Below are 25,907 nucleotides of genomic sequence, written 5' to 3'. Positions count from 1 at the left end.
TCCAAATTCTGATATTTGCGAAACTTCAACCATGCCGGCAAATTTAATAAAACAAACAGATTTTGACGCTATAATTATTGGCGGTGGCGCATGTGGCTTAATGTGTGCTGTGCAGGCGGGCTTTTTAGGTAAGCGCACGCTGGTGTTAGAGAAGAACGACAAGGTAGGCACCAAGATACTCATCAGCGGGGGCGGGCGCTGTAATTATACTAACCTGTACGCCTCGGCAAAGCAGTTTATATCTCAAAATGAACATTTTAGCAAATCAGCCTTTGCGCAATGGACGGTTGATGATACCATCAGCTTTTTTGAAACCTATGGTATTGCAGGTAAAGAAAAACGTTAGGCCAGCTGTTTCCCGCCAGCGATAAAGCCCGGGATATTGTAAAAGTTTTTACTGACCTATGTTATGACCTTGGACAGGAAATCCGTTGCGAGGCAGATGTAAAAAGCATTGAGCAAACCGCCGAAGGTTTTGAAGTTATTTATGAAAAGCATGGCCGCGAGGTAAAACTGCAATCGCCTAAAGTGGTAATAGCAGCCGGCGGCTTGCCTATACAAAAATGGGCGCTACGGACTTTGGCTTGCGTACTGCCCGTAAATTCGGGATGAAAATTGTAGATACTGCGCCCGCCCCGGTGCCGCTTACTATTACAGGGAAGGATCAGCAATGGTATGAGCAACTATCGGGAAATAGTATTTTTGCCGGGTTTGGAACGATAGAGCCAGTTTTGAAGAGAATATCCTTTTTACCCATTGGGGACTTAGCGGACCGGCGATATTACAGATATCATCCTATTGGAAAGCGGGCGAGTTTATCTATATCGATCTTTTACCAAACGAAAATATCACTGAACTTATAAACGAAGAACGCGAGGTAAACGGCAAAAAAATATTACTAAACTTCTTATCCACCATTTACACCCGAAAATTTGCCGAAGCTTTGCAAGGTTACCTGCCGATAGAGAAAAACCTCGGCATCGTTAAGCAAAGCTGATCTGGAAACGATAGATAACCTCATCCATAACTTTAAAGTAAAGCCTGCCGGTGATAAAGGGTATGATAAGGCAGAAGTTATGCGTGGTGGTGTATCAACCGATGAGCTCTCTTCAAAATCATTAGAAGCAAAAAAAATACCCGGACTATTTTTTGGGGGCGAATGTGTTGATGTTACCGGCTGGTTGGGTGGTTATAATTTCCAATGGGCGTGGGCAAGCGGGTTCGTGATAGCGCAGAACATTTAGATTATTCAGGAATAAGATCTGTTTTGGAAATAAAAAAGGAGTTTTTATATTTGTAACGTTTCTGTTACGAAGTGAAAAAATACCCCTATTTAATAACCAACTATAGATTGGTGTGCCTGCTATGGATCGCGGTAGCTGCGTTCTGCTGGCATTATAAATTCACCCCAAATCATTACAATAATTACTTAATTTTTAAGCAGGTGTACCACCACACACGTGCGCAGGTAAACTTGTATGATTTGTACCCCAAAGAGTATTACGATCTTAATTACTACGGCCCCACATTTAGCGTGTTAATGGCCCCGTTTGCCCTAATGCCCGATGTTTGGGGCTTTTTGTTTTGGAGCTTGTTTAGCGCTGCGGCATTGCTTTGGGCGGTGCATTTACTGCCGATCTCGGAAAAAAGAAGGACTCTACTGCTGCTGCTCTGTTCAATAGAGTTTGCTAACACGGTGCATAATATCCAGTTTAATACTATAGTTACGGCATTTATAATCTTTAGCTTTGTTATGGTTAGCAGGGGTAAGGATGGCTGGGCTATGTTTTTTATTGCATTAGGCACACTTATTAAAATATACCCCATTGCCGGTATTGCTTTCTTTATCTTTTCAAAAAATAAAAAGTTGTTTGTTATATCCGGGTTATTGTGGGCTGCACTGTTTTTTATGCTGCCAATGCTTATTTCAAGCAAGTCGTTTGTATTACAATCATATACCGACTGGGTACATGCCCTGCAACTTAAAAACGCCAATAATGTGGATTTAAATACTACGCAGGACATTTCCATTATGGGTGTTTGTCGCAAGCTTTTAAACACAGCAAGTATACCCAATTGGCCCTTTTTGTTGTTTGGCGCAACAGTGTTATCAGCTGTAGCATTACGGTTTAAGCAATATAGCTCGATTGTTTTCAGGTTGCAATATTTAGCCGCAGTATTAATGATGGTTGTTTTGTTCAGTACAGGATCCGAGCATCCAACTTATATTATTGCCGTTACAGGCGCGGTGTTATGGATGTTTATTCAAAAAAATCCTTTTACCCGCCGCAACATTGTGCTTATAGTATTATTACTGGTAATTACCGGCCTTGGCCCTACAGACGCGTTCCCGAAACATATCCGTAATGAGATCATCATGAACTACGTAATGAAGGCCTGGCCCTGTTTGGTAATTTGGTTTATAATGATGTATGAGTTACTATTTAAAGATTTTGTAACGGAAACCTCATCATTAATTTTAATGAGTGATGGGTTTAAACGCCATCAATCCCCGGAAAAACAAGCCGCTTAAATCTACTATTATATATAAACATCGGTTATGATGTTTAAAATAATTGTATAATTGTTGCCATGGGCAATAGCAATAAGCGTGTACTTTATTTAAACGGTTATCAATGGCTTTGGGTATTGTATATTGCTGTAGCGATGTTTACAGCCGTACTTAAATACAATCGTAATATTGACAACAATTACAAGATCTTCCGCGCTTCCTACTACCATGCCCGCGAAGAAAAAACTTTATATGGGTTTTATCCACAAGAGTATGGCGACGAATATTTTTACGGCCCTGTTTTCGCGGCCATTATAGCGCCATCGGCCTTGTTACCCCATTTCTGGGGCTTTTTATTGTGGGAATTGATTAATGCTATGGCCATCTTAATGGCAGTACACTTGTTGCCGTTTACCCAACGGCAGAAAAATCAACTACTATTGCTTTGTGCCATTGAGTATGCTAACTCCATATTTTATATGCAGTTTAACCCGGCTATTACCGCCATGATATTGCTTAGTTTTATATTGGTTGAGCGCGGGCGCGAGCAATGGGCAACCCTGTTTATTGTGTTGGGTACTTTAATTAAACTGTATCCAATCATTGGGCTTACGTTCTTTTTATTCTCCAAAAACAAGGGGCGGTTTGTGCTATGGTCTGCCATATGGTCGGTTGTTTTTTGGCGTTGCCAATGTTGATAAGCAGCCCTAATTTTGTATTGAATTCATACCCGCAATGGCTGAGCGCGCTGCATGGCAAGGTAGGGTTAAACGCCTATTTTGATTCGCCGCAGGACATTTGTGTGATGGGGGTAGTAAGACGTATCACAGGTAATATCAATATTCCTAACCCGCCGTTTATTGCCGCGGGAGCCATATTGTTCCTACTGCCGTTGCTAAGATTTAGCCAGTATAAATCATTTAAATACCGTATCCAAACGCTGGCATCGGCATTAATATTTATCGTAATATTTAGCACCGGGGCCGAGCACCCTACCTATATTATAGCCGTAACTGGCGTGTTTATATGGATGCTGATCCGGATAAACCGTATAGTACCATCAATATTATTTTCCCGGTATTGGTATTAGTAATAACCGGATTGGGATTAACAGATGCCGTACCTAAGTTTATCCGCGAACCGTATATCGCTCGCTACTCCATGAAAGCCTGGCCGGTAATTATCATCTGGGGTAAAATAGTTTACGAATTGTTGTTTACAGATTTTGTAAGGCAAAAATCAAAGATTGACCAGCAGTTTGAAGAATTTAAGGGTAAAGACTGGTTGATGAAAATCAGCTAATATATATTAAAGATTGGTTATAAAAGATTAGTTACACCTTGCTACTCAACTAATCTTTAATCTTCAATAACTAATCTTTATTCCCCGCCTGCACCTGCCTGAAGTAATTTATCAACTTATCCATACTGCGCGGGCCAAACTTTTTGGTTTTGATCTTTTCAACCACATCAGGCTCATCGCCCATTACTTCGCTCATTACGTCAATAAAATTCTCATCGGTTATGGGTTTCATTGATGCTGTGTTTTCTCCATAAAAGTACGCAGCTTTTCCGCTACGTCCGCCACCACCTCCTCCGCTTCCGAAGATAGGGATGGAGATACCACCGCCCACGCCGCCGCCAAAACCGCCACCGCCGCCAGTACCACCGCCGGCGCCAATGCTTATACCAGCCTAAAGCCGCCACCTCCTCCGCTGCCACTGCCGCCACCTCGTACAACAAATAAACGCTGTGGTCCATCAACTACTACCTGAACAAAATCCAACTGGTAGGCCGACCAACCGCTTGAAGCGGCAACTATAAAGCTGTCTCTGCTTACTACAAATGAGCGCAGGTCGCTGGCGCTTAGTTTTATAGGGTCGGATTTGGCGTCTTCTTTATATTCTATAAATGCTTCGTCTTTGATAGGGCCTTTCCCGCCTGCGCCGAAGCGGATTAAACCTGTGCTTAGGTTACCTTTAACATCATAAAAACGGCCGGGTTGCCAGCTTTGTGATTTTGCTGTTAGAAATAACAACATCAAACATAAATTGATTAAAATTGTGCGCATAAGATATAAAAATACAAATAACGCATTTTTAGCAAATTTAATATGACCACTGTTGATTTACGCAGCGATACCGTAACCAAGCCTACCGCCGGCATGCTTGAGGCCATGTTTAATGCCAAAGTAGGGGATGATGTTTTTGGCGAGGACGAAACCATAAACCTGTTAGAACAGAAAGCTGCGGATATATTTGGTATGGAAGCCGGCATCTATTGCCCGTCGGGCACCATGACCAACCAGATCGCCATAAAATGCTTTACCCAACCGCTTGATGAATTGATAGCCGACCAAACCGCGCATGTTTACCGTTACGAAGGTGGGGGCATAGCATTTAATTCCGGCGTGTCAACAAGGTTGTTGAATGGTTACCGGGGGATATTAACCGCTGAAATGATTGAGCCGGAGATCAACGCCGACAATATCCATTATCCGCATACCAGTTTAGTGGTGTTAGAAAATACAGTTAATAAAGGTGGCGGCAGTTGCTATACTTTAGATCAGATCAAACCCATTGCAGAGCTTTGCAAAGCCAAAGGCCTCAAACTGCATTTGGATGGCGCGCGCATATTTAACGCTCTTGCTTATACCGGCGATAAGGCCGCTGATTATGGTAAATACTTTAACGGGATCTCGGTTTGTTTATCAAAAGGCTTAGGTGCCCCGGTTGGTTCGGTTTTACTGGCTGATAGGGATACCATTAAATACGCTCGCCGTATCCGCAAGGTATTGGGTGGTGGCATGCGCCAGGCGGGGTTTTTAGCAGCGGCAGGGATATATGCTTTAGATCATCATGTGGAGCGCTTAAAGATAGACCATGCCCACGCACAGATATTAGCCGATGCATTGAGCAAGTCATCCGCAGTAACCAACGTATTGCCTGCTGAAACCAATATTGTATTATTTGATACTGTTGAGCCTGCCGAGGCCGTATTGCAGAAATTAGCATCACAGGGTATCCAGGCGATGTCGACAGATAAGCATCGTATCCGTTTTGTATTGCATTTAGATGTGCATCCGGAACAGATAGAACATGTGGTGAGTATTATTGGTTCATTAGTTTAATAGCTCATTAGTTCATTGGTGCCGCTCGGTAATCCGGTTCGTATTCACCAATGAACTAATGAACCAATGAACTATTTAACAAACCGGTCACCCATCTGCCGTTCAACCATCCAGCCCGGGTATTCTTTTGGAAGGGCACTTACTTCGTCAATCTTTTTAAGTTCATCTGCCGATAAATTGATTACGATAGATTTTAAGTTATCATTTAACTGGTCGATAGTCTTGGCACCAATAATAGTGCTGGTAATACCTTTTTGCAAACGCACCCACGCCAGTGCAACCTGCGCTACTGATACATTGTGCGCTTTACTAATATCGCCCAGCACATCAATAATATCATAGGCCTTCTCCTTATTAATTGGCGGGAAATCAAATTTTTCACGGCGCGAATCACCGGGGTTTCGTTATCACGTGTGTATTTTCCCGACAGGAAGCCACCTGCCAGCGGGCTCCGGGGAGGATAGCCAGGTTCTGATCAGCAGCCAACGGAACGATCTCGCGTTCAATATCACGTCCCGATAACGAATAGAAATATTGCAGACCAACAAATTTGTTCCAGCCGTTTTTTTCGGCAATACCACGGGCTTTCATCACCATCCGTGCGGGCCAGTTGCAAATGGCTATATAACGCACCTTGCCGGTTAATACAATATCATTTAAAGCCCGTACAGTTTCTTCTATCGGTGTAAAAGATCAACCCCGTGAACGTAGAGCAAATCTATATGGTCCAGCTGCAAACGCTTCAAACTGGCATCAACCGATTGGAAAATATTTAAACGGCTTAGGCCAACATCATTAACATCCTTGCTCATGCGCCCCCGTACTTTGGTGGCTATAACCAGGCTGTTACGGTTTAACCCAAGATCGATGATAGATTGTCCCAATAATTCTTCAGATTTACCAAACGAATAAACATTGGCGGTATCAATAAAGTTAATGCCGGCATCTACAACGGTTTTCATCATCTGGTTAACCTCTTGTTGTTGTATGCGGCCAATATTGCCCCAAATGCCTTCCTCGCTGCCACCAAAGGTCATGGTGCCAAAACAGATCTCTGATACCAGCACGCCGGTGTTCCCTAAAAAATTGTATTTCATAAATGTTGTGGTTTGTTGTGAGATAAAGTATAAAGTTGCGGTTTGTGTTTTGATAAAATGGTCAGAGTAGGGTAAAAAAGCCTTTGGAGAGGGATGCAGGATATGGCTGCAAACTTATTTTATCTACAACGGTTATTACACCCATGAACAGACTGATAAAAAAACTCGAAAAGATTGGCCGCGACCCCAAAATAACAGCCAAGGCGGTTGGACTGCGATATACTGCCGATTCTACACCGGGGTATACCCGTAAACAAACAGGAAAGGGGTGGGTTTATCTTGATTCCGAGGGTAAAACGGTTAAGGATAAAGAGTTAATCAATCGGTTTAACAAACTGGTCATACCGCCGGCATATACCAATGTCTGGATCTCGCCTTATGATAACGGGCATTTACAGTTTACCGGCACGGATGCTGCTGGCCGCAAACAATACCGTTATCATGCCGACTGGAACAAGATCCGCAATCAATCTAAATATCACCGGCTGCAAACCTTTGCAGCACATTTACCTGATATCCGTAAACAGGTTGATAAGGACCTTGCCCGTACTAATTTGGATCATGATAAAGTAGTGGCATTGGTGGTAAGGCTAATGGAGCTAACCAGTATCAGGGTAGGGAACGAGTCGTATAAAAAATTGTATGGTTCGTTCGGTTTAACCACCCTTCAGGATCGGCATGTTAAGATTGATGGAACCACACTTAAGTTTGAGTTTAAAGGTAAAAAAGGTGTGTTCCATAAAATTGCCCTGCAAAGCCGCAAGCTGGCCAAACTGGTAAAGCAATGCCGCGATATACCCGGGAAAGAACTGTTTCAATATTACAACCAGGATGGCAGCAGGTGCTCTATCGGATCAGGGGATATCAACACCTACTTAAAAAACATAACCGGCGAGGACTTTACCGCCAAAGATTTCAGGACCTGGGCCGGCAGTGTTAGCGCGCTGTATGCTTTTAAAGAGGCCGGCGAGTTTGAAACTGTTGCCGAATGCAAAAAGAAAATAGTTAGTGTGTTGGATGAGGTTGCGTTAAACCTGGGCAATACCCGTACGGTTTGCAAAAAGTACTATGTGCATCCAACGGTAATAAAAACTTACGAAGAAGGCAGGTTATTTAATTACATTAAAGAGTTGGATGAAGATAAAGATATAAAAGCCGCCGAGTTAAATATTGCAGAAAAAGCATTGCTGGAGTTATTGGATAAAGAGAAACTGGCAGAGGCGAGTTAGCTTTATGGGCAATAAAAAAGCCATGCCGAGAATTCCGGCATGGCTCTCACTTGTATATAATTGATCTGGTTATTTTGCTTTTTTGGTGGTAATAAATATTACACCGTTTTTGGCTTTATCGCCGTATTTATCTACCATCTCTTTATCCTTATTTACATTTATCTTTTCTATTTCAGATACGGATAATGCCTTCATTTCTTTTTCAGAGGCCTCTTTGCCATCAATCATGATCAACGCCCTGTTAAATTCAGTAGTAGTGGGTTTTTCATTGGTGGTATATTCAAATTTTGACGTGGTAATTTTAGTGCCGTCCTTACTTGTTACTTTAACAGCGTCATCACTTGTTACGTAAAGAAAACTCTGGCGGTATCGCGTTTTATAAAAGTAACCGATCTGGGATGCGTAGGTTCAAAACCCGATTCCTTTGAATTTATCCTGATACGTGTTATATTACCCGGAAGCGCTTTAAATTGGCCGCCCATAATGTCTACGGTTTGCAGGTCTTTAGGCGCAACTTTTTCAAATTCTTCTTTTGTTACTTTAACACCATTTACCGTGTAACTATCCGGCTCGCCACCTTTACCGCCCACCATTTTTATGATGTAGTTTTTGGTGCTGTCTTTAGCCTCGTTGGTTTTAATGGTATAATTAAAATTTTTACTGTTGCCGCTATCGGTCATGATAATTATACGGCTTACTTTTTTAGGCTTAATCGTATCAATTACCGTAATAATTTTCTTTAAGGCCGGTTTGTTGTCATTTACAAGGTTTTTTTGAACCGGGGTAATTATCAAATTATTTACTGAGGCTGCGATAGATTTATAGGCTACTTTTGTGTTTTTAACAAGTTCGGCTTTTGACGCGCTAAATACGCATAAACCTACCAACACAACCGGAACCAAAAACGCGTAGCGTGTCAGGTTTACTTTTGAAGATCTTTTAGCGTTCATCATTTTAATGCGTTTTTTAAGTGTCGAAAAATTAAAATGATTAGTAATACCAGCCGACGTAGTGGCGGCAATGCTTACATTTAATAAACTGTATTGATAAGCCTTGGTATCCGCTCCAGCCTGAAGGATCTTACGGTCAGTAATAAACTCAATGTTTTCGCGCACCGCTTTTTTCATCAGCCAAACCCCGGATTAAACCAGTAAAACACCGTGCTTATTTCGGCCAGTAAAATATCAAGGGTATGCCATTCTTTAACGTGTACTTGCTCGTGCTGAAGGATGCTTTTAAGGTCGGCCGCGTCCAGGTTATCAGGGTTAATATAAATGTTCTGCCAGAAGGAAAACGGGCTGATATTAGCCGTAGTAATCCGGACCTCATAATCCTGTATAGTCGCCGGGTTAGAGCTCCGGTATAATTTATATAACGAGAGTAGCTGTACCAATAATCGCGCAGCAAAAACTATAGCGCCTAACCAAAATATAATAGTGGCCCAGTACCAGTACCCGGGTTGCTGTATAAATTGCTCGGGAGCTTTCCAGTTAAGCACCACTTGTTGTACAGGTTTGGCAATTTGCTGATGGCGCCTCAAAAAATCGTCAATATTGATAAGCGGATAAATTGATGAAAATAGGATACCCAACCCTAAATACACCCGGTTAAGCGTATAAAAAGTAAGTTTGCGCAGTACCAAATAATAGCCCAGGCAAAATATGATGAGCGCTATATTTACTTTAAGCAGGAAAACAAATAAGGCTGGCATGACTATCAGGATTTAGGTTTTTCAATCAGATTAATTATCTCTTTCAACTCGCTGGCGCTGATTTTTTTGTCTTTGGCGAAAAATGCAACCAGTTCTTTATATGAGTTTTCAAAATAATCGTTCACAAAGCCGCTCATAAAACGTTTTTTATACTCTTCTTCTTTAATGGCTGCTTTATAACGGAACGAGTTGCCCAGTTTTTCGGCCGTTACAAACGACTTGCGCTCCGGGTTTTTATGGTTGATGCCAGGGTAGTGTACGGTGGTTTCGGCTCGGCTATCGTGTCAAGGAAATCTTTAATAAAACCTTCGCCGTGCTGCCATACCGCCTGCATGGCTTCTTCTTCTTGTACTGATAGTTTTTCCATTGTTATACGATTATTTCATAAATCTACGATTTGTTCGTAATTGTACAAATTTATTTTCAAAAAACTTCAGTAAAACGCCTACTTTTAACATAATTTAACAACATGGCAGCAACTACAACAGTAATAACAGGAGCAACATCGGGTATTGGCGAGGCAACAGCCATCGCGTTAGCAAAAAAGGGGCATGCTTTATATTTATTAGTTCGCGATGTTGCTAAAGGTGAGGTGCTTAAAAAACAATTGGTTTCCGAAACGGGTAACAAAGAGATCCATATTATTTACTGCGACCTTACCGATCTGGCCAATGTTGTAAAAGCCGCAGATGAACTAACCGCCAAATTATTTAACATAAACGTGCTGATAAATAATGCAGGCGGTATGTTTAACAACTTTACATTAACTAAAGATGGCTTTGAGTTAACGTTTGCCTCAAACCACCGGGGCATTTTTTACTAACCAAACGCCTGATGCCTTTGTTGCAAAAGGGCCATGCGCGCATTATTAACGTAAGCTCTGATCTGCATAAATCCGGCAAGCCTGATCTGGACAATTTACAAAACCCCGACACTTACTCGGCTATAAAGGCTTATGGTAATAGCAAGTTGTTTAATATTTACTTCACAAAATCATTAGCCGAAAAGTATAAGGATAAAGGCATTACAGCTTATGCCCTGCATCCCGGAGTAGTTAAAACCAGCTTTAATTCAAAGCTTACCGGTTTTATAAAATTCTTTTTTTTCACTGGCTACACCATTTATGATCAGCCCTGAGAAAGGTGCCGAAACTCCTGTTTACCTGGCTACTGCGCCTAAGCTGGAAGCAAAAAGCGGACAGTACTTTTATAAAAAGAAGATAAAAAAACCTGCTGCAATAGCAAATGATACCAACGCGCGGGATAATCTTTGGGCACTAAGCGAGGGGTTGGTTAGACGCTTTGAGGTGTAATATTAATATTACTATATTATATAATGTTGCAACATTCAAATTAATGAGTTATTTTCGATGACTTAAATATGACAATTATGCGTTTAAATAAAAACTTAACGGTTACAATTTGCCTGATATCAGCTGTGATAGTACTGGCATCAATGACTTTGATACAGCAGCAACCGCCGCAACAGCGTGTTGACCCAAAAGTTACCAACCTTAAAGTATTACCTAAGAAGTTGACTTTCCGCCAGGTTGATCATATCATGGATCAATGGGCCGACGCGTTAGGGGTAAGATGTGGATTTTGCCATGCGCGCAATGAAGAAACTAAAAAGATGGATTATGCCAGCGATGCCAAACCTGAAAAAGAAATGGCGCGGGATATGTATAGAATGACGGCTAAGCTAAACAGCAAATATTTTAAAGGAGAAAAAGATTCATTAGGCGTGGCTAAAATGTCGAGCGTAAATTGCTACACCTGCCACCGCGGTGTGGCGCATTTAGAAGCAGCTACGTGGCCTCCACATGGTCGTCCTGCTGGTCCGCCTCCGGGTGGTCAGCCAAAACCGCAGGGTACTCCACCTGCACAAGGTGGCGGTCGTTAATGCACAAAATAAAGTATAAAAAAAAGCTCCCGTTATACCGGGAGCTTTTTTTATATAATGGTTATTTAACTATAATAAACCTGATATCGGCTAGCCTCTATTTGTACTATTATTATATTGTTGTATTGTAGCGTTTGCAGGCTGCTTATCTTTTGTCGACTCAAAAATCATCATGTAGCACTTGACGAATATTATAAAAACTATAAATATCGTCATCAGCATAAATTGAAGGTCGTCTTTAGTCCTGATTTTATTGTTGAACCAAGACCATGTTTTTGGCGTTCTATACATAATTCTTTTCCGTTGATATATGTTTAACGTAATACTCTGATAAAGTTTTAACTTCTAAGCAAAATAATTTAGAAGGTGCAGGAACAACATAAAACTTGAAGGTATAAAAAAGCACATTTCTTGATTTAAACAAATCTGTTACATTTGTTAGTTATGCAAAAAATATTAGTTGCCAACCGTGGCGAAATAGCCTTAAGAGTAATGCGTTCTGCACGCGAAATGGGTATTAAAACAGTGGCCGTTTATTCGGCCGCCGATAGGGATGCCCTTCATGTACGTTATGCCGATGAGGCGGTATTTATTGGCGAAGCACCATCTAACCAATCCTATTTGGTTGGCGATAAAATTATAGATGCCTGCCGGCAAACAGGGGCAGAAGGCATCCACCCCGGTTATGGTTTTTTAAGCGAAAATTCAGCCTTTGCCCGCCAGTACGCGAGGCAGGGTTAATATTGATAGGCCCATCGCCCGAGGCTATGGAGATTATGGGCAATAAGCTGTCGGCAAAAGCCGCGGCCATGAAATATGATATTCCTATGGTACCGGGTACCGAAGAGGCTATAACCGATGTCAATGAAGCAAAGAAACGCGCGGTTGAGGTTGGTTTCCCTATCCTAATAAAAGCGGCTGCCGGTGGCGGCGGTAAAGGTATGCGAATAGTAGATACCGCTGCCGACTTTGAAGAGCAAATGCAGCTTGCTGTATCAGAAGCAACGTCGGCTTTTGGGGATGGGTCTGTTTTTATTGAGCGGTATGTATCATCACCCAAACATATTGAGATACAAGTATTGGGCGATACACATGGCAATATAGTGCACCTGTTTGAGCGCGATTGCTCGGTACAGCGCCGTCACCAAAAGGTGATTGAGGAGGCACCGTCAGGCATATTAACGCCGGAAATTCGAGAAGCGATGGGTAAGTGTGCGGTTGATGTGGCACGATCTGTTAACTATACCGGCGCAGGTACGGTCGAGTTTATTATGGATGATCAGCTTAATTTTTATTTCCTCGGAGATGAATACCCGTCTGCAGGTTGAGCACCCCGTAACCGAACTGATAACAGGCATTGATCTGGTAAAAGAACAAATAAAAATTGCAAGGGGCGAAGCCATCAGCTTTAAACAGGAGGACCTGGAGATTAACGGCCATGCGGTTGAACTGCGGGTATATGCCGAGGACCCGGCTAATAATTTCCTGCCGGATATTGGTACCCTGCAAACTTATGTAACACCCAAAGGCCCGGGCATCCGTGTTGATGATGGGTTTGAGCAGGGGATGGAGATCCCGATATATTATGACCCAATGATTGCCAAACTGATAGCATACGGCAAAGACCGTACAGAGGCCATAGAACGTATGATACGTGCCATTGATGAATACCAGATAACCGGCATCACCACCACGTTAGGTTTCGGCAGGTTTGTTATGCAGCACGAGGCTTTTACATCGGGTAATTTTGATACGCACTTTGTAAAGAAATATTTTACGCCTGAGGTATTGCGAACAGGTAATGAGCAGGAAGCATTAATAGCTGCTCTTATTATGGAACAATTATTAAGCAGTGTTAAAACAACGGTTGAAGATACAGCCAACCAGCCATCAAACTGGGTAAAGAATCGCCGGGAATTTTAAACTATTGTCAAGATATTTTGCAGCGCGATCTTGATTTTTTCAGGATCGATAGTTAAATCGTCTGCCAGGTTGCGATAATGGGTTTCGCCGATATTATCTTCAAAAATAGCGTAATAGTTCATGTTTAAAGCCGACGATAAACTTCTGAAATAATCAGGGTAATAGCCACCGGGGAAGAGTTCAATCAGTATGGTACCGGGTGTGCAATTGATAATATTGGTGTAAGATGCGCCATGCGGGCCAATAATAACCTTAGCGTTTTTGTAAAGCGCAATTTGTTCGGCAACTGTTTTGGGTGCGTCTTCAATAATGTCGAAATCAAATTCTTTTAAAACTCTGATTACTTCAGCTTCATTAGTAAGCCTGCGCCTTGCTTTGCGCGAAATATAGACCCGTTCGCTTGTTTTGCCAGCAAGAGCCTGTGGCAATAAGGTTTGGCGCAATAAATTCAGATCACTTTTATTCGGATAGTACCAACTATCGTTATTGCCCGTGTAATAATGAGTTGCCTGTACATTATGCGTTTTGCTGTCTAATATCTGATCGGCTGTAACACCGGCATATTTTAGCAATTCCTGCTCGAAAGCTGTATGTACCAGCGGATAAATAATCTTAGCCTTTTTAAATTCGGCTTCGGGCATCATGTTTTTTATACGCAGTAATTTGGCATATATAAAATAGGTATAATCAAAATAACCATTTCCCCATTCGTGCGACCAAAGCACAATGCAGGTATCGCATTTAATAACCGGGCGCTTATCCGTTTTTAATAATGTTTTAACAAACAGCGCCGAGCCAAAATCCATATCCAATACCTCCCTGCCAAATTGTACACCACCATACGGGTGGATCTTTATTTTATCGCTAACGCGATATACACCTATAGCTGATGTTGTTACAACCTGACTTTTAGCATAAATATCGGCAACGGGTAATCCCGTTTCGCCGGCGGGTGGCAGCGTTACTTCTACGCCCGGTTCCGAGAACATCTGGTAAGCGGCCAGCTTTTTTAGTGTAGCTTGTTTGCTTAATATTTTAGCCCCAAACAGGCCCGCCAATAACGGTATGCTTTGCTTTGCAGTATCTTTTAAAAAAGCTTTTATCTTTTTCATGGTGCTGCTGCAATTATAGCAATATTATTAAAGAAGCGACTGTAACTCGGTAATTAAAGCCGCTTGTGCGGGGTTGATCTTTGTTTTAGCTATATCAACGGTAAACCAATCGCCACGGTCAATCTCGGCAAAGCTGGCCTTTTTGCCAGATCTGGGAGGCCATTCTATTTCAAACAGGTTACTCACTAATGTTGCCGGATCAATATCGCCGGCTATGGCCCGTGCATGTACGGTTTTGCCGCTTTTTTGTTTGATAGGGGTAAGCTTAATAGAGTTATCATCCATCAATTGCAGGCCGGTCTCCTCAAAAAACTCGCGTTTAGCCGCTAATAGCGGATACTCTTCGGGCAAGAATTCGCCTTTAGGTATTGACCATGCACCTTCATCCTTATTTTTAAAAAATGGCCCGCCCGGGTGCACGAGGAAAACTTCCAATTGCTTATTAATGTTGCGGTACAGTAAAATTCCGGCGCTTTGGTTAGAGATATGCATAAGTATTTGATAAACCTAAATTAATATAATTAGTTTTGCGTTATGTTTACCGGAATAATAGAAACCTTAGGCAAAATAACCGATCTGAAACATGATCAGGGCAATTTGCATATCACAGTCGAGTCGGCAATTTCTAACGAGTTAAAGATAGATCAATCCGTAGCGCATAACGGCGTTTGCCTTACGGTAGTTGCCGTTGCAGATGGTAAACATACGGTAACCGCCATTGAAGAAACCCTTAACAAAACCAGCCTGAGTCACCTTAAAACCGGCGAACCGGTAAACCTGGAGCGCTGCATGCAAATGAATGCCCGACTTGATGGTCACATTGTACAGGGACACGTAGATCAAACCGCTGTTTGTACCCAGTTTAAATCGCGTGACGGCAGTTGGGAGTACACTTTTGAATATGATGCAGCAACAGGTAATGTAACGGTAGAAAAAGGCTCTATCTGCGTTAACGGTATCAGCCTTACGGTAGTTAACTCGCAGGCCAATAGTTTTTCGGTTGCGATTATCCCTTATACTTTCGAGCATACCAATTTGCATAATGTAAATGTTGGCTCGGTAGTAAACCCGGAGTTTGATATTATTGGCAAATACGTAGCGAGGTTAATGAACAGATAACGCCGCTACACGGGCAACAGCATATTCTTTATAAGCTTTTTGTTTTTCGTCTGTATTACCAACGATGTATTTCTTATAGTACTTTATAGCTGACTTTCTATTGTTCAATTTGCTGTCAAACATCGTAGCCAAATAGTAGTAGGTGAGCGGCGTTTCATCATATACCAAAGCCTTTAAATAACTTGCCTCGGCCTTTTTGAATTGCTTTTGATTTTCATAACTATCGGCCATCTCGTTGTAATAAGCACCAGTACTTGTCGAAATACTAAGTGCTACTGCTTTGTTTAGATAGAAAATAGCTTTCTTCTGGTCTTTCAGCATTTTATAACATACGGCGGTATAATACGCTGTGTTCTCACTTTGATTCATATCCGGCAGGCTGGTTAATACAGCTATTCCGCACAAATAGTTTTTTGTTTAAAAATAACCCTGCCCCAGTTTGGAGATCGTATTGGTACTGCTATCGCCCAACAGTAATAGGTCCTCGCCAATTCTTATTGTTTCCTTCCAGTTACTGGCAATAAAATTGAATCTTAACAGCGCCTGTAGTAATAAAACATTTTTTGGGTCGGCAGCTATAGCTACCGTCAGTACTTTCCCTGCTTTGGGCGATTGATTTTGAACCATATAAGCCTCGCTCAAGTCATACGCTGCATCAGCGTCAACAGGATTTAACTTATTGGCCTTCTCAAGATAGCTGATCTGATTTTTAATATCGCCCTTAGTAAATGAGATCTGAGCAAGGCTGGTATAGGCATTAAAATTCAGCGTATCCAGCAACACCAATTTTTTAAAATAAAGTTCAGCACTTTTGCTGTTGCCGCGGCGCTGATTGATACTGGCAAGGTTATACAATACCGATTGATTGGTAGAATCGCTATCATAGATCCGTTGATAATAATCCGCTGCGGCGGGCAATAACTTAGCCATTGCTGAAGTATAGGCCAGGCGTGATAACTCCTTCGTGTCCGTCACCGGTTCGGTATAAATGCTTTTTAAATAAGACAGTGCGTCGGCAAAACGTTGGTTTTGGTAGTATTCCAAAAGAAGGGTGTCATCTGCTTTGCGTGTGTTTTGAGCATAGCTATTAACGCCAAAAAATAGAATAATTACGAGGGAAACAGATAGATATTTCATTTAACTAAATTATTAGTTATAAATGATAAATCCAAATACGGAACGATTTTTGGGTAGGTAAGGATGTAAATAAATTTAAATTAGAAAACAACCTATGGATACGTTAAAGAAATTTGGATTAATGGAAAAGATAGTCCACGAACTGGAAGATCTGAAAAATAGCCAACAGGCAATTATAACTAAATTAACAAAAATTGAAGTTGACAATATGGACCTTGGGGATAAAAACCTCGGAAAAGGTATTGCCGGATATGCACCAGCGAGTTGCAGACAACCTAGACTCAATAACAGGTTTGTTAGAAGATTTTGCTAATCAAACAAGTATGTTTAGCTCTAAAAATAATGTTACCGCTTTAAAAGAGCAGGAAACAATAGATAATTTATAATTAGTCGCTAATTAAAAGCCCTCCCGATAATTTTCGGGAGGGCTTTTTGCTGTGTGTTATTTTACAAGGCATTGTAGGTACCCTCGTAGGTGATGATCATGTTGCCTACCGTTGCTTCAAGTTTGGCAGTACCATCTGTTTTCAGGTCAAAATTATATTTGCTGATTTGGCTTGCCCCTTTGGCTTTAATGTTAACAACCGCATTGCCATTTTTCTTGTCTTTTACTTCATATTCGTAACTGGTAATTGCATTTTTATGCGGATCATCCTCATAAGACGTTACGCTGCCTGTTCCACCATCAGGCACGGTTTTGCTTTTACCATAATAAGGTAAGTTTGATACTACCGAATCAGGGGTTATTGTAGTGTAATAACCATCGGTTAAATTAAAATGATTATCGGGCGTGCCTGCCGAGCTGATTGACGCTCCGGCACGTTCTGTAGTCGGGCTAAACGTTGCGGTTTTAGCGGTGAATTTGAATTTTTATCGTCTGCCAGTTTTTTGGCATCGGTTTGCGCATAAGCCATATTTATGCTTACTGCGGCTATTATTACTAATAATAAGCGTTTCATTTTTTAGATGTTTTTGCGTTAATAGATTGTTGTTGTCCTATTAACTACAAATGCAAAAAGCATCTGTTTATGAAAATTTTTTATTGGTAGGGTAATTAGCCTATTATTAGCGGAGCGAAAAGAAAAAGTAGATCAATATGACACTACTCTATACTCTTGCCCTTCATGGCGGTACCAATGGCATGATCCATCAAACGCTCGGCAAACGGACGGGTAAATTCGTTTACAAGGTCAATTTGTTTATGGATAGCGTCTTTATCGCCGGTGTCTAAAATAGTTTTCAGTTCGGCTATATATTTTTCGGTGCTGCTTAGTTCTTCGGGTGATAAAAAGCTGCCGTTCTTTTGCACAAAACGTTCAACGGTGTATACCATTTGTTCGCCTTCAGTACGGGCCTCAATCAGCATGCGCTGGTTTACATCGTCTTTGGCGTGGGTTATGCTATCCATCAGCATTTGTTCAACCTGGTCATCGGTAATGCCATAGGTTGGCTTAACGTCAACTTCCTGTTTAACCCCCGACCGTAACTCGATAGCCTGGATCTTTAAGATCCCGTCAGCATTCAGCAAAAAGTTAATATCGACTTTAGGGAAACCTGCCGGCATAGCGGGTATGCCTTTTAGTTCGAACTCGGCCAGTTTACGGTTTTCTTTTATCAGGTCGCGTTCGCCCCGGTAGACGGCGATCTTCATGTTTACCCGGCCATCTTTCGAGGTGGTATATTGCCTGCCTGCCTTGGTTGGTACTTTACTGTTACGTGGGATGATGACATCCATTAAACCGCCCATCGTTTCAATACCTAATGATAGCGGGGTAACATCCAGTAATAAAATATCTTTACGGTTACCGGCCAAAATATCGGCCTGAATGGCCGCGCCTAAAGCAACAACTTCGTCAGGGTTAACCTCATCATGTACCGGGCGTTTAAAGAAATCGCCCACCATTTTTTTAACCAATGCGGTACGGGTCGATCCGCCAACCATTACCACCTCGTCAATGTGGTCGGTGGTTAGTTTGGCATCGCGTAAAGCGTTTTCGCAAGCTGTGATGGTTTGCTGTACTTTAGGCAGTATTAACTCGTCGAACGTATTTTTATCTAGCGTGCACCAAATCTCGCCAATCTTTTCATTGAAGATACTTTGGTGGCTTAGTGCTTTCTTAGCTTCTTCGGCTTTTAAACGCAGTTCCTGCGCCAGTTCGTGATTGGCTATCAGGTCAGCTTTGTTTAATTGGTTTTTTTCTATCCAGTAATCAACTATCGCGCGGTCAAAATCATCGCCACCTAAAAAGGTATCGCCATTGGTTGATAGTACCTCAAAAATTCCGTTTTGGATCTGCAGGATGGATACATCAAAAGTACCTCCGCCTAAATCGTACACAGCAATTGTTTTTGTTTCATCAGGGTTTAAACCGATGCCATAAGCAAGGCTGGCTGCAGTAGGTTCGTTTACAATACGTAAAACATCAAGTCCGGCCAGTTTACCTGCATCGCGGGTTGCCCGGCGTTGTGAATCGTTAAAATAGGCCGGCACAGTTATAACCGCACGGTTAACGGGGGTTTTTAAAGCGTGTTCGGCACGGGCCTTTAGTTCTTTTAATATCAGTCCCGATAATTCTATCGGTGTATAAAACTTATCGCCTACATTTATTTTTACCAGGCTCTCGCTGTCATCGTCAATAACTTTATAGCTAAAAAGTCTTTATAGTTCGCAATGTCTTTATAGCTGCGGCCCAATAAGCGCTTAACAGAAAATATGGTGTTTTGCGGATCGGTTATTAAAAACTCTTTGGCTTCGTTACCTACTACAATATCACCGGTTGGGCCAAAGTGTACAATAGAGGGTACCAAAACGCCTTTGCCGGTATCGTTAATTACCTGCGCGTTCTTGTCGGGATTAATAAAGGCCACCAGTGAGTTGGTAGTACCAAGGTCAATACCTACGATGATCTCTTCTTTTTGTATAGAGCCTGTTGCCGGGTTAATAGAAACTTTAGCCATTGTGTATTTTTAACAAACGGCAAATGTAGGTAGTTTTGACTGATGCTATGTCATGTTATTGTGAATTGACTTAATTATTTGCAATTTGCATTACCCTATTATGATAAAAGCTAAGTTTAATAAAATACCCCGCGTTCTTTATACCCTGCTACTGCTTTTTGCAAGTACAATTGCTTGCGCCCGGGAGTTTGGCGGTAACCCGCCATCGCTTAAATGGAAACAGGTAAACACACCTGCCGCCAAGGTTATCTTCCCCGCCGGCATGGACTCGACAGCTACCCGCGTTGCCCGTATTATTAACCGGATGGACATTGCTACAAAACCCACCATCGGTTTTAAGCAAAAGCAGATAAACATCGTATTACAGAATCAAACCACCATATCAAACGCTTACGTGGGCCTGGCGCCTTTCAGGAGCGAGTTTTATTTAACTCCCGACCAGAACAGCTTCGCGATTGGCACCCTGCCCCGGGCCGACCAATTGGCTATCCATGAGTTTAGACATGTGCAACAATACAATAATTTTAACGTGGGCCTATCGCGCGGCTTGCGGTTTTTGTTTGGCGATGCCGGGCAGGCGTTTGGCAATGACCGGCCATACCCAACTGGTTTTTTGAAGGGGATGCCGTTTTTAACGAAACCCACGTAAGCCAGCAGGGCAGGGGCAGGCTGCCATATTTTTATAATGGTTATCGTGCCCTTTGGAGTGCCCATAAGAATTATAGCTGGATGAAGCTGCGCAACGGATCATTAATTGATTATGTGCCCGATTGGTACCCTATGGGTTATATGCTGGTAGCTTACGGCCGCGAGAAATATGGTGATGAGTTCTGGCGAAAAGTTACGCATGATGCGGCATCGTACAACGGCTTATTTTACCCCATGCAGCGGGCGATAAAGAAATATACGGGTGAGGATTTTAAGCAGTTCCGCAGCAATGGCTTTAACTATTTTAAAGACCAGGTTGTTTATAATTCAACCAACGTCCTTGCTGCTAAAAACCGCCACTTTACTGCCAGTGAGGAATACCCGGCTTATGTATATCCCAACACGGTTATTTACATGAAAAGCACCTATAACCGATTGCCGCAATTTACCATTAATACTAACGGGCAGGAGCGGAAGATAAGCGTAAGATCACTATCGTTAGATAATTACTTTAATTACAATAAGGATAAGATAGTATATGCGGCTTTAAAGCCCGATGCACGCTGGAGCTACCGCGATTATAATGAGTTGCGCGTATTAGATGTTACCACCGGCGAAGAACGCCGCTTAACCAGCGTACCAAATACTTTTCGCCGGCTTTTAATAATGATGGCAAGCGTATAGTGGCGGTGCAAGTTGCTGCATCCGGCAAGAACGAGCTGCATATTTTAAACGCGGTTAATGGAAAGATCTTGTCGGTTGTGCCTAACAAAGCCAACCTGTTTTATACTTACCCTAAGTTTTATAACGACAGGCAAATAGTTGCAGCAGTACGTAACGCGGCAGGCCAGATGTCGTTAGCAGTGATTGATATCAGAACCGGCGATGTACGGTATTTGTTGGCCTATTCTTATCAGCCAATAGGTGTGCCTTTTATACAAGGCAGCTACATCTACTTTTCGGCAACAGCCGGTTTGACTGATCGCTTGTTTGCGGTAAATATAAGCAGCGGTAAACTGTTTGAGATTGATAAGGAAGGCATTAACAAATACCAACCAACAGCTATAGCTAATAAACTGGCACTGGTTGAGTTTACTGCTTTCGGCTACAGGTTACAGGAAGCCGAAAACAACCTGTCGGGGTGGCGCGCAATGCCTGATAACAAAGTGCCGGGTGATCTGCCTGACTTTAAAATATCAGCTTTAAAAAGAGATTCGGCAAGCGGGCTGTTACCAACCGTAGAGAATAAACCATTAGCCGTAACCAGATATAACAAGGCACATCACCTGTTTAACTTCCATAGCCTGATCCCTGATTTTAACGACCCTGTCTACACCGTTTCTTTACAGGGCGAGAATATATTAAACACCTTCCAATCGCAGCTGGTATTTAGCTATAACCGCGACGAGGGTTACAAAGACTTTGGTTTCGATGCCGTATATGGTGCGCTGTTCCCCTTTATATCAGCCGGGTTTGATTATACGCTTGACAGGCGCGCTCGCTACCGGGGCATCAGCGTGTATTGGAACGAGAGCGATCTGCATGCCGGCCTGCAAGTACCGCTTAACTTAAGTAATGGTAAAAACTTAACAGGCTTAAACCTAACCAGTTCATTGCATTACAGCACCACCTCGTTCCAGCAAACTTACCAGGCCATATTGAACAAGGCTTATACTTATGTTAGCAGTGGGATCAGCTTTACCAACAGAATACAACAGGCAAGGCAAAACATATACCCGCGTTGGGGGCAAAGTATTGCATTCAATTATAAAAGGTCTATCAGCGGGTTAAGCGCCAACCAGTTTTTGGCGACAGGCAGCCTGTACCTTCCCGGACTTTTCATTAACCATAACCTGGTTGTCACCGGTGCCTATCAGCATAGTGGTCAGGGCAATGTGGTTAGCTTCACCAATAACTTTCCCTTTAGCAGAGGGTACACTGCCGAGAGTTTAATTACCATGAATAAGGTCGGTGTTAACTATCATTTCCCTATTGCTTATCCCGATGCGGGAATAGCCAATACGGTTTACTTTTTAAGAGTAAGAGGTAACCTGTTTTATGATTATACCCGGGGTACTTACTTCTATACCAACAAAACCATGGCCACCAGCAATTTCAGGTCGACCGGAGCCGAGTTGTACTTTGATACCAAATGGTTTAACCAGCAGCCGTTAACCTTCGGTATCCGCTACAGCCGTTTGCTGGATAGAGACATATTTGGAGGGGTAGTACCTAACTTTATTGAGCTGATATTACCGGTGAGCTTTTACTAATTATTGAATTATTGAGTGAGTGAATTATAGTGGAGCGATCCATTTTAAAATGTGGATCATTTGGATCACATTTTTTAATTAACTATTTGAAAATTAAGTAATTTAACTTTTTAGTGGATCGCTTTGGATCACTCTTACTCGTCAGAATTTTTGAACGTGAATTTTATTTAATGAATTAATAATCAAGTGATTGAAAAACGGATGCTTTTTGGAGAATAGATCACCTAATTGGATCATGTCTAAGAGTGTTAGGTATTATTTATCAAGCCTTGTTTAGCGTTTTCAATCACCTTTCTTACCCTGTCCACGCTGGTAACATCTACGGCGTATTCATCCCCAATTTTGCTTCCCATAATAATGTGGTCGTTGTTGTATTTCATCTGGCTTTGTACGCGTGCCTGCAGGGTGCCATGTACTTCTGTTACTCCGGTAAACAGCACCAGGTCGGCCACGTTTATTTCGGTAACGCCGCTGCCAGCCATAATGGTTATGCGGCTATCAGCTTGTGTAACCAGGTCGGCAATAGTGCGCGATCCTTCAACCGCTGTACTCTTTCCGCCCGAGGTCAGAATGCGCTCAAAGCCCATCTCAATAATATCTTCCAATGCCTGATGCTGATCGTTACACATATCAAAAGCGCGATGGAACGTAGCGCCTAAGCCGCCTTCTTTGGCTAATTGTATTAACTGCGTACAACGCTCTTTGTCTATCGAGCCATCAGCTTTTAATATGCCGGTTACAATGCCGTCGCAGCCAGCTTTAACGCAATATTTAACATCTTCCAGCATGGTCTCAAACTCTTCATCAGTATATAAAAAATCCGCGCCGCGCGGGCGTATCAGTACATACAGTTTAATGTTGAGCAGTTTACGGGCAACGGTTATCTGGCCCGGCGACGGCGTGGTACCGCCTGCTTCAAGGTTGCCGCATAATTCAACCCGAACCGCGCCGCCTTCCTGCGCTGCCAAAGCCGAAGTAATTGAATTGGCGCAAACTTCTAACGAGATCATAGCTAAAGAAGTTAATCTTTTACAGTTGTGTAAAAACTTTTGCCGGGGATGATGAGGTCCTGCTTTTTACTGTCGCAAACGGCATAGGTAAAACCTTTATGCAGGGCATAAGCGCCATGCTCGCCTTTTTTATTTATCGCTAAAAAACCAACCCGGATCTCTTTAGCTGTTTCGGGTTTTCTTTTCATAATTCGGTGACAAGCTTCTTTGCAGGCATCCTCCGGGCTATAGCCCCGCGCATCAGCTCGACAACTAAAAACTGCCTACGTTACGGATCACCTCTTCGCCCACCCCGGTTGATGTTGCGCCGCCAACTTCGTTATCAACATATAGCCCCGCACCAATAATTGGGCTGTCGCCCACGCGGCCGTGCATTTTCCAGGCCATGCCGCTGGTAGTGCACGCGCCTGATATATTGCCTTTGGCATCAATAGCCAGCATGCCGATAGTATCGTGGTTATATTTATCGCCGGGGCGTTGGTTCTCGCTGTTCATAATGGGTTTGTACTCGTGTTTTACCAGCCATTTTTTCCGGGCTTTTTCAGATTCGGGCGTTAATAGCTTTTCGGCTTTAAACCCCTGCTCAATAGCAAACTGGCGTGCACCATCGCCAACCAATAAAACGTGCGGCGTTTTTCCATTACCAGGCGTGCTACCGATATGGGGTGGGCAATATCTTCCATCCCGGCCACAGCGCCGCAATTGCCCTGCTCGTCCATAATACATGCGTCTAAAGTAACGTGCCCGTCGCGATCGGGGTAGCCTGCTCGGCCAACGCTATGGTTGGTCATATCGGCTTCGGGTATTTTTACACCGGCTTCAACAGCATCCAGCGCCCTCCCGCCTTTTGATAGTGTTTTCCAGGCTTCTTTATTAGCCGCAACACCAAAATCCCGGTTGATATAACAATAGGGTAGTTAGCAGGTGCCGTATTTAAAACAGACTTTGCTATTGCTGATGCAGAAAGCGCTGTTAAAGAAGCGCTTATTGATGATATTTTTATGAACTTTCGGCGGTTATACATAATGCAATATATGAAAAATGCGTCTTATTCGTTATCCAGTTCCTGCTCGTCAGAATGCTCCAGTATTTCACGGCTTTTTTCCAGGTCGCGCTCAAATACTTTTAATTTAAAAGCGCCTAACGATTCGCTGTAAAGCGGGTAAATGCCCATGGCGTTTTCGTCAATAAAGCAGGATATACCGGCAGCCTGTAATATGCCAAGCCCTATTTCGGCTTGCATCAAATCTATATACGATGTCAGCGTTACAATTTTGTCTTCCATAACAGGATGGTTTTATATATGATGTATGTGTATTATTTTTCGACCGGCTTAAAATTTGCTCCGCAATCCATACAGATCCAGCTGCGGTAAAGATAAATAGGAAATGTAGAAATGAGTACCGCCAAAATGATGGAGAACCAATTGCGTTTAACAGGCGCCGCGGCAAAATGCACATGGGTTGATTTACAGTAAGGGCAGGTCATTAGTTCATCGCCGGCTTCCAGCACCGCTTCTTCTGCTAATATCCCTCGGCATTGTTCCAAATCATGTTCAAATACCTTTAGCTTCACACCGCCCAATGCCTGGTTGTAAAAAGGGTTAGCAGCAAGTATATTATCATCAGCAATGAAACAGGAGATCCCGTTAGCTTCCAATCGCCCGCGGACAATTTGAGCCTCCATAGGGTCGTAATACGAAGCCAGTGCTACGATTTTATCATCCATAAAAAACACTAAATATTACCCTAATGTAGCAGGATTTTTTTAATTTGGCTGTAATGAACCGCATCGACCGTATATCAGCTATATTGATCCAATTGCAATCGCGCAGGGTGGTAAAAGCTGCTGATATTGCCGAACGTTTTAACATTAGCCTGCGTACCGTTTACCGAGATGTTAAAACCCCGGAGGAAGCCGGTATCCCCTTAATTGGCGAGGCGGGCGTAGGTTATTCAATAATGGATGGTTACCGGCTGCCACCGGTAATGTTTACCAAAGAAGAAGCCACCGCCTTTTTAACTGCCGAAAAGTTTGTAGAGAAGCTGACGGATGCATCGACTACAGCCAATTATAAGTCGGCCATGTACAAGGTGCGCGCCATATTAAAAACTACCGAGAAGGATTTGCTGGAAAGCATGGACGAC

The 25,907-nt window shown here is 42.6% G+C and carries 33 protein-coding genes and 6 pseudogenes; 17 read left to right on the top strand and 22 right to left on the bottom strand.

Features of this window, described 5'->3' with window-relative positions:
- Positions 1–31 precede the first annotated feature (31 nt).
- From HK413_RS18825 to HK413_RS00155, 5 genes and pseudogenes are all read left to right on the top strand, one after another.
- Positions 32–1,244 (top strand): annotated as a pseudogene (locus HK413_RS18825) (NAD(P)/FAD-dependent oxidoreductase).
- Positions 1,245–1,315: 71 nt separating this feature from the next.
- Positions 1,316–2,533 carry a glycosyltransferase family 87 protein gene (locus HK413_RS00170; RefSeq protein ID WP_175268712.1) on the top strand — a complete coding sequence of 406 codons (1,218 nt, stop codon included), beginning with the start codon at positions 1,316–1,318 and terminating at the stop codon, positions 2,531–2,533.
- A 59-nt stretch (positions 2,534–2,592) separates the two neighbouring features.
- On the top strand, positions 2,593–3,210 hold the full coding sequence (locus tag HK413_RS00165) for a glycosyltransferase family 87 protein (protein ID WP_175268711.1): 618 nt from the start codon (positions 2,593–2,595) through the stop codon (positions 3,208–3,210).
- Between the two features lie 20 nt (positions 3,211–3,230).
- Positions 3,231–3,602, top strand: a complete 372-nt coding sequence (locus HK413_RS00160; RefSeq protein WP_175268710.1) for a hypothetical protein — start codon at positions 3,231–3,233, stop codon at positions 3,600–3,602.
- Positions 3,539–3,814, top strand: a complete 276-nt coding sequence (locus HK413_RS00155) for a hypothetical protein (protein WP_175268709.1) — start codon at positions 3,539–3,541, stop codon at positions 3,812–3,814. Before HK413_RS00160 ends, HK413_RS00155 begins: the two co-directional genes overlap by 64 nt.
- A 70-nt stretch (positions 3,815–3,884) precedes the next feature.
- Here HK413_RS00155 and HK413_RS00150 read toward each other — a convergent pair whose 3' ends face one another.
- Entirely contained in the window at positions 3,885–4,145 is a 261-nt protein-coding gene (locus HK413_RS00150; RefSeq protein ID WP_175268708.1) for a hypothetical protein, read from the bottom strand.
- Positions 4,146–4,195: 50 nt separating this feature from the next.
- Positions 4,196–4,555, bottom strand: coding sequence for a hypothetical protein (locus HK413_RS00145; RefSeq protein WP_175268707.1), 360 nt, complete (start codon positions 4,553–4,555; stop codon positions 4,196–4,198).
- Between the two features lie 69 nt (positions 4,556–4,624).
- Between HK413_RS00145 and HK413_RS00140 the strand changes: the two genes are divergently transcribed.
- Entirely contained in the window at positions 4,625–5,641 is a 1,017-nt protein-coding gene (locus HK413_RS00140) for a threonine aldolase family protein (protein ID WP_175268706.1), read from the top strand.
- A 71-nt stretch (positions 5,642–5,712) separates the two neighbouring features.
- On the opposite strand, the gene HK413_RS18820 is transcribed toward HK413_RS00140, so the two are convergent.
- Genes HK413_RS18820 through HK413_RS18810 form a run of 3 tightly spaced genes read right to left on the bottom strand, consistent with a single transcriptional unit; the run spans position 5,713 to position 6,738 of the window.
- Entirely contained in the window at positions 5,713–6,000 is a 288-nt protein-coding gene (locus HK413_RS18820; protein ID WP_317169139.1) for an aldo/keto reductase, read from the bottom strand.
- 31 nt (positions 6,001–6,031) lie between these two features.
- Positions 6,032–6,274 (bottom strand): hypothetical protein, encoded by a 243-nt coding sequence (locus HK413_RS18815; protein ID WP_317169118.1) that lies wholly within the window; start codon positions 6,272–6,274, stop codon positions 6,032–6,034.
- Between the two features lie 44 nt (positions 6,275–6,318).
- The gene (locus HK413_RS18810; protein WP_262886700.1) at positions 6,319–6,738 is read right to left on the bottom strand and encodes an aldo/keto reductase; all 420 of its coding nucleotides are present in this window, start codon (positions 6,736–6,738) and stop codon (positions 6,319–6,321) included.
- Positions 6,739–6,881: 143 nt separating this feature from the next.
- Here HK413_RS18810 and HK413_RS00130 point away from each other — a divergent pair, with 143 nt between their 5' ends.
- Positions 6,882–7,967, top strand: coding sequence for a DNA topoisomerase IB (locus HK413_RS00130; protein WP_175268705.1), 1,086 nt, complete (start codon positions 6,882–6,884; stop codon positions 7,965–7,967).
- 69 nt (positions 7,968–8,036) lie between these two features.
- Here HK413_RS00130 and HK413_RS00125 read toward each other — a convergent pair whose 3' ends face one another.
- From HK413_RS00125 to HK413_RS15725, 5 genes are all read right to left on the bottom strand, one after another.
- A complete protein-coding gene (locus tag HK413_RS00125) occupies positions 8,037–8,195 on the bottom strand; it encodes a hypothetical protein (protein WP_217451883.1) in 159 nt (52 codons plus the stop codon).
- 116 nt (positions 8,196–8,311) lie between these two features.
- Positions 8,312–9,094, bottom strand: coding sequence for a M48 family metalloprotease (locus tag HK413_RS00120; RefSeq protein ID WP_175268703.1), 783 nt, complete (start codon positions 9,092–9,094; stop codon positions 8,312–8,314).
- The gene (locus HK413_RS00115) at positions 9,094–9,678 is read right to left on the bottom strand and encodes a M48 family metalloprotease (RefSeq protein WP_175268702.1); all 585 of its coding nucleotides are present in this window, start codon (positions 9,676–9,678) and stop codon (positions 9,094–9,096) included. Before HK413_RS00115 ends, HK413_RS00120 begins: the two co-directional genes overlap by 1 nt.
- A 5-nt stretch (positions 9,679–9,683) precedes the next feature.
- Positions 9,684–9,845: a BlaI/MecI/CopY family transcriptional regulator gene (locus HK413_RS15730; RefSeq protein ID WP_317169138.1), complete on the bottom strand. Its 162-nt coding sequence runs from the start codon at positions 9,843–9,845 to the stop codon at positions 9,684–9,686.
- A gap of 41 nt (positions 9,846–9,886) precedes the next feature.
- Positions 9,887–10,045 carry a BlaI/MecI/CopY family transcriptional regulator gene (locus HK413_RS15725; RefSeq protein WP_246229437.1) on the bottom strand — a complete coding sequence of 53 codons (159 nt, stop codon included), beginning with the start codon at positions 10,043–10,045 and terminating at the stop codon, positions 9,887–9,889.
- Between the two features lie 102 nt (positions 10,046–10,147).
- On the opposite strand from HK413_RS15725, the pseudogene HK413_RS21700 reads away from it, so the two are divergent.
- From HK413_RS21700 to accC, 4 genes and pseudogenes are all read left to right on the top strand, one after another.
- Positions 10,148–10,815, top strand: a pseudogene (locus HK413_RS21700) (SDR family NAD(P)-dependent oxidoreductase).
- Positions 10,802–10,990 carry a hypothetical protein gene (locus HK413_RS00095; protein ID WP_175268699.1) on the top strand — a complete coding sequence of 63 codons (189 nt, stop codon included), beginning with the start codon at positions 10,802–10,804 and terminating at the stop codon, positions 10,988–10,990. The pseudogene HK413_RS21700 and the gene HK413_RS00095 overlap by 14 nt, the downstream one beginning before the upstream one ends.
- Positions 10,991–11,067: 77 nt before the next feature.
- On the top strand, positions 11,068–11,580 hold the full coding sequence (locus HK413_RS00090; protein ID WP_175268698.1) for a c-type cytochrome: 513 nt from the start codon (positions 11,068–11,070) through the stop codon (positions 11,578–11,580).
- A 444-nt stretch (positions 11,581–12,024) separates the two neighbouring features.
- Positions 12,025–13,503 (top strand): annotated as a pseudogene (accC, locus tag HK413_RS21695) (acetyl-CoA carboxylase biotin carboxylase subunit).
- On the opposite strand, the gene HK413_RS00080 reads toward accC, so the two are convergent.
- Positions 13,500–14,615 (bottom strand): glycosyltransferase family 61 protein, encoded by a 1,116-nt coding sequence (locus HK413_RS00080; protein ID WP_175268697.1) that lies wholly within the window; start codon positions 14,613–14,615, stop codon positions 13,500–13,502. The pseudogene accC and the gene HK413_RS00080 overlap by 4 nt on opposite strands.
- A 27-nt stretch (positions 14,616–14,642) precedes the next feature.
- Positions 14,643–15,107, bottom strand: a complete 465-nt coding sequence (locus tag HK413_RS00075; RefSeq protein WP_217451882.1) for an NUDIX domain-containing protein — start codon at positions 15,105–15,107, stop codon at positions 14,643–14,645.
- Between the two features lie 42 nt (positions 15,108–15,149).
- Here HK413_RS00075 and HK413_RS00070 point away from each other — a divergent pair, with 42 nt between their 5' ends.
- Complete coding sequence (locus tag HK413_RS00070; protein ID WP_175268696.1) at positions 15,150–15,734, top strand: riboflavin synthase; 585 nt, start codon at positions 15,150–15,152, stop codon at positions 15,732–15,734.
- On the opposite strand, the gene HK413_RS00065 is transcribed toward HK413_RS00070, so the two are convergent.
- Both HK413_RS00065 and HK413_RS00060 read right to left on the bottom strand, forming a co-directional pair.
- On the bottom strand, positions 15,720–16,103 hold the full coding sequence (locus HK413_RS00065) for a tetratricopeptide repeat protein (RefSeq protein ID WP_175268695.1): 384 nt from the start codon (positions 16,101–16,103) through the stop codon (positions 15,720–15,722). The genes HK413_RS00070 and HK413_RS00065 overlap by 15 nt on opposite strands.
- Before the next feature lie 48 nt (positions 16,104–16,151).
- Positions 16,152–16,778: a tetratricopeptide repeat protein gene (locus tag HK413_RS00060; protein WP_175268694.1), complete on the bottom strand. Its 627-nt coding sequence runs from the start codon at positions 16,776–16,778 to the stop codon at positions 16,152–16,154.
- Between the two features lie 308 nt (positions 16,779–17,086).
- Between HK413_RS00060 and HK413_RS20230 the strand changes: the two genes are divergently transcribed.
- Positions 17,087–17,257, top strand: coding sequence for a hypothetical protein (locus HK413_RS20230; protein ID WP_317169114.1), 171 nt, complete (start codon positions 17,087–17,089; stop codon positions 17,255–17,257).
- Between the two features lie 61 nt (positions 17,258–17,318).
- Here HK413_RS20230 and HK413_RS00050 read toward each other — a convergent pair.
- From HK413_RS00050 to hscA, 3 genes and pseudogenes are all read right to left on the bottom strand, one after another.
- Positions 17,319–17,681, bottom strand: a pseudogene (locus HK413_RS00050) (DUF4251 domain-containing protein); the annotation flags it as partial.
- Complete coding sequence (locus HK413_RS15720) at positions 17,639–17,785, bottom strand: hypothetical protein (RefSeq protein WP_246229436.1); 147 nt, start codon at positions 17,783–17,785, stop codon at positions 17,639–17,641. The gene HK413_RS15720 and the pseudogene HK413_RS00050, both read right to left, overlap by 43 nt.
- Before the next feature lie 188 nt (positions 17,786–17,973).
- A pseudogene (gene hscA / locus HK413_RS00045) lies at positions 17,974–19,829 on the bottom strand (Fe-S protein assembly chaperone HscA).
- A 100-nt stretch (positions 19,830–19,929) separates the two neighbouring features.
- On the opposite strand from hscA, the gene HK413_RS00040 reads away from it, so the two are divergent.
- The 3 genes from HK413_RS00040 (at position 19,930) to HK413_RS00030 (ending at position 22,750) form a co-directional block, all read left to right on the top strand.
- A complete protein-coding gene (locus HK413_RS00040) occupies positions 19,930–20,478 on the top strand; it encodes a hypothetical protein (RefSeq protein WP_175268693.1) in 549 nt (182 codons plus the stop codon).
- 80 nt (positions 20,479–20,558) lie between these two features.
- Positions 20,559–21,161, top strand: a complete 603-nt coding sequence (locus HK413_RS00035) for a hypothetical protein (protein ID WP_175268692.1) — start codon at positions 20,559–20,561, stop codon at positions 21,159–21,161.
- Positions 21,161–22,750, top strand: a complete 1,590-nt coding sequence (locus tag HK413_RS00030; protein ID WP_175268691.1) for a hypothetical protein — start codon at positions 21,161–21,163, stop codon at positions 22,748–22,750. Before HK413_RS00035 ends, HK413_RS00030 begins: the two co-directional genes overlap by 1 nt.
- Before the next feature lie 248 nt (positions 22,751–22,998).
- Here the strand turns inward: HK413_RS00030 and HK413_RS00025 are convergent, their stop codons facing one another.
- From HK413_RS00025 to HK413_RS00010, 5 genes and pseudogenes are all read right to left on the bottom strand, one after another.
- Positions 22,999–23,760, bottom strand: coding sequence for a copper homeostasis protein CutC (locus HK413_RS00025; RefSeq protein WP_175268690.1), 762 nt, complete (start codon positions 23,758–23,760; stop codon positions 22,999–23,001).
- An 11-nt stretch (positions 23,761–23,771) separates the two neighbouring features.
- Positions 23,772–23,948, bottom strand: coding sequence for a hypothetical protein (locus HK413_RS15715; RefSeq protein ID WP_246229435.1), 177 nt, complete (start codon positions 23,946–23,948; stop codon positions 23,772–23,774).
- A 64-nt stretch (positions 23,949–24,012) separates the two neighbouring features.
- Positions 24,013–24,593 (bottom strand): annotated as a pseudogene (locus tag HK413_RS15710) (isoaspartyl peptidase/L-asparaginase family protein).
- Positions 24,594–24,808: 215 nt separating this feature from the next.
- Complete coding sequence (locus HK413_RS00015; RefSeq protein WP_175268689.1) at positions 24,809–25,045, bottom strand: putative signal transducing protein; 237 nt, start codon at positions 25,043–25,045, stop codon at positions 24,809–24,811.
- Positions 25,046–25,077: 32 nt separating this feature from the next.
- On the bottom strand, positions 25,078–25,488 hold the full coding sequence (locus tag HK413_RS00010) for a putative signal transducing protein (protein ID WP_175268688.1): 411 nt from the start codon (positions 25,486–25,488) through the stop codon (positions 25,078–25,080).
- 53 nt (positions 25,489–25,541) lie between these two features.
- Between HK413_RS00010 and HK413_RS00005 the strand changes: the two genes are divergently transcribed.
- A partial coding sequence (locus HK413_RS00005) for a helix-turn-helix transcriptional regulator (protein ID WP_175268687.1) occupies positions 25,542–25,907 on the top strand: 366 nt, incomplete at its 3' end.

It is taken from the genome of Mucilaginibacter humi, assembly GCF_013087555.1.
Note: the sequence above shows the minus strand (reverse complement) of the source record. Positions and strands in the feature narration are given on the sequence as shown.

What these genes read in the sequence shown, in the direction of transcription:
- HK413_RS15725 (WP_246229437.1), bottom strand. Translation starts at nt 10,045, where the DNA reads ATGGAAAAACTATCAGTACAAGAAGAAGAAGCCATGCAGGCGGTATGG.
- HK413_RS00140 (WP_175268706.1), top strand. Translation starts at nt 4,625, where the DNA reads ATGACCACTGTTGATTTACGCAGCGATACCGTAACCAAGCCTACCGCC.
- HK413_RS00080 (WP_175268697.1), bottom strand. Translation starts at nt 14,615, where the DNA reads ATGAAAAAGATAAAAGCTTTTTTAAAAGATACTGCAAAGCAAAGCATA.
- HK413_RS00115 (WP_175268702.1), bottom strand. Translation starts at nt 9,678, where the DNA reads ATGCCAGCCTTATTTGTTTTCCTGCTTAAAGTAAATATAGCGCTCATC.
- HK413_RS00130 (WP_175268705.1), top strand. Translation starts at nt 6,882, where the DNA reads ATGAACAGACTGATAAAAAAACTCGAAAAGATTGGCCGCGACCCCAAA.
- HK413_RS00120 (WP_175268703.1), bottom strand. Translation starts at nt 9,094, where the DNA reads ATGAAAAAAGCGGTGCGCGAAAACATTGAGTTTATTACTGACCGTAAG.
- HK413_RS00010 (WP_175268688.1), bottom strand. Translation starts at nt 25,488, where the DNA reads ATGGATGATAAAATCGTAGCACTGGCTTCGTATTACGACCCTATGGAG.
- HK413_RS18810 (WP_262886700.1), bottom strand. Translation starts at nt 6,738, where the DNA reads ATGAAATACAATTTTTTAGGGAACACCGGCGTGCTGGTATCAGAGATC.
- HK413_RS00165 (WP_175268711.1), top strand. Translation starts at nt 2,593, where the DNA reads ATGGGCAATAGCAATAAGCGTGTACTTTATTTAAACGGTTATCAATGG.
- HK413_RS00025 (WP_175268690.1), bottom strand. Translation starts at nt 23,760, where the DNA reads ATGATCTCGTTAGAAGTTTGCGCCAATTCAATTACTTCGGCTTTGGCA.
- HK413_RS00155 (WP_175268709.1), top strand. Translation starts at nt 3,539, where the DNA reads ATGGATGCTGATCCGGATAAACCGTATAGTACCATCAATATTATTTTC.
- HK413_RS00095 (WP_175268699.1), top strand. Translation starts at nt 10,802, where the DNA reads ATGATCAGCCCTGAGAAAGGTGCCGAAACTCCTGTTTACCTGGCTACT.
- HK413_RS15720 (WP_246229436.1), bottom strand. Translation starts at nt 17,785, where the DNA reads ATGGCTTATGCGCAAACCGATGCCAAAAAACTGGCAGACGATAAAAAT.
- HK413_RS00015 (WP_175268689.1), bottom strand. Translation starts at nt 25,045, where the DNA reads ATGGAAGACAAAATTGTAACGCTGACATCGTATATAGATTTGATGCAA.
- HK413_RS00075 (WP_217451882.1), bottom strand. Translation starts at nt 15,107, where the DNA reads ATGCATATCTCTAACCAAAGCGCCGGAATTTTACTGTACCGCAACATT.
- HK413_RS00065 (WP_175268695.1), bottom strand. Translation starts at nt 16,103, where the DNA reads ATGAATCAAAGTGAGAACACAGCGTATTATACCGCCGTATGTTATAAA.
- HK413_RS00090 (WP_175268698.1), top strand. Translation starts at nt 11,068, where the DNA reads ATGCGTTTAAATAAAAACTTAACGGTTACAATTTGCCTGATATCAGCT.
- HK413_RS00125 (WP_217451883.1), bottom strand. Translation starts at nt 8,195, where the DNA reads ATGATTGATGGCAAAGAGGCCTCTGAAAAAGAAATGAAGGCATTATCC.
- HK413_RS00070 (WP_175268696.1), top strand. Translation starts at nt 15,150, where the DNA reads ATGTTTACCGGAATAATAGAAACCTTAGGCAAAATAACCGATCTGAAA.
- HK413_RS00035 (WP_175268692.1), top strand. Translation starts at nt 20,559, where the DNA reads ATGAAGCTGCGCAACGGATCATTAATTGATTATGTGCCCGATTGGTAC.
- HK413_RS15715 (WP_246229435.1), bottom strand. Translation starts at nt 23,948, where the DNA reads ATGAAAAGAAAACCCGAAACAGCTAAAGAGATCCGGGTTGGTTTTTTA.
- HK413_RS00040 (WP_175268693.1), top strand. Translation starts at nt 19,930, where the DNA reads ATGATAAAAGCTAAGTTTAATAAAATACCCCGCGTTCTTTATACCCTG.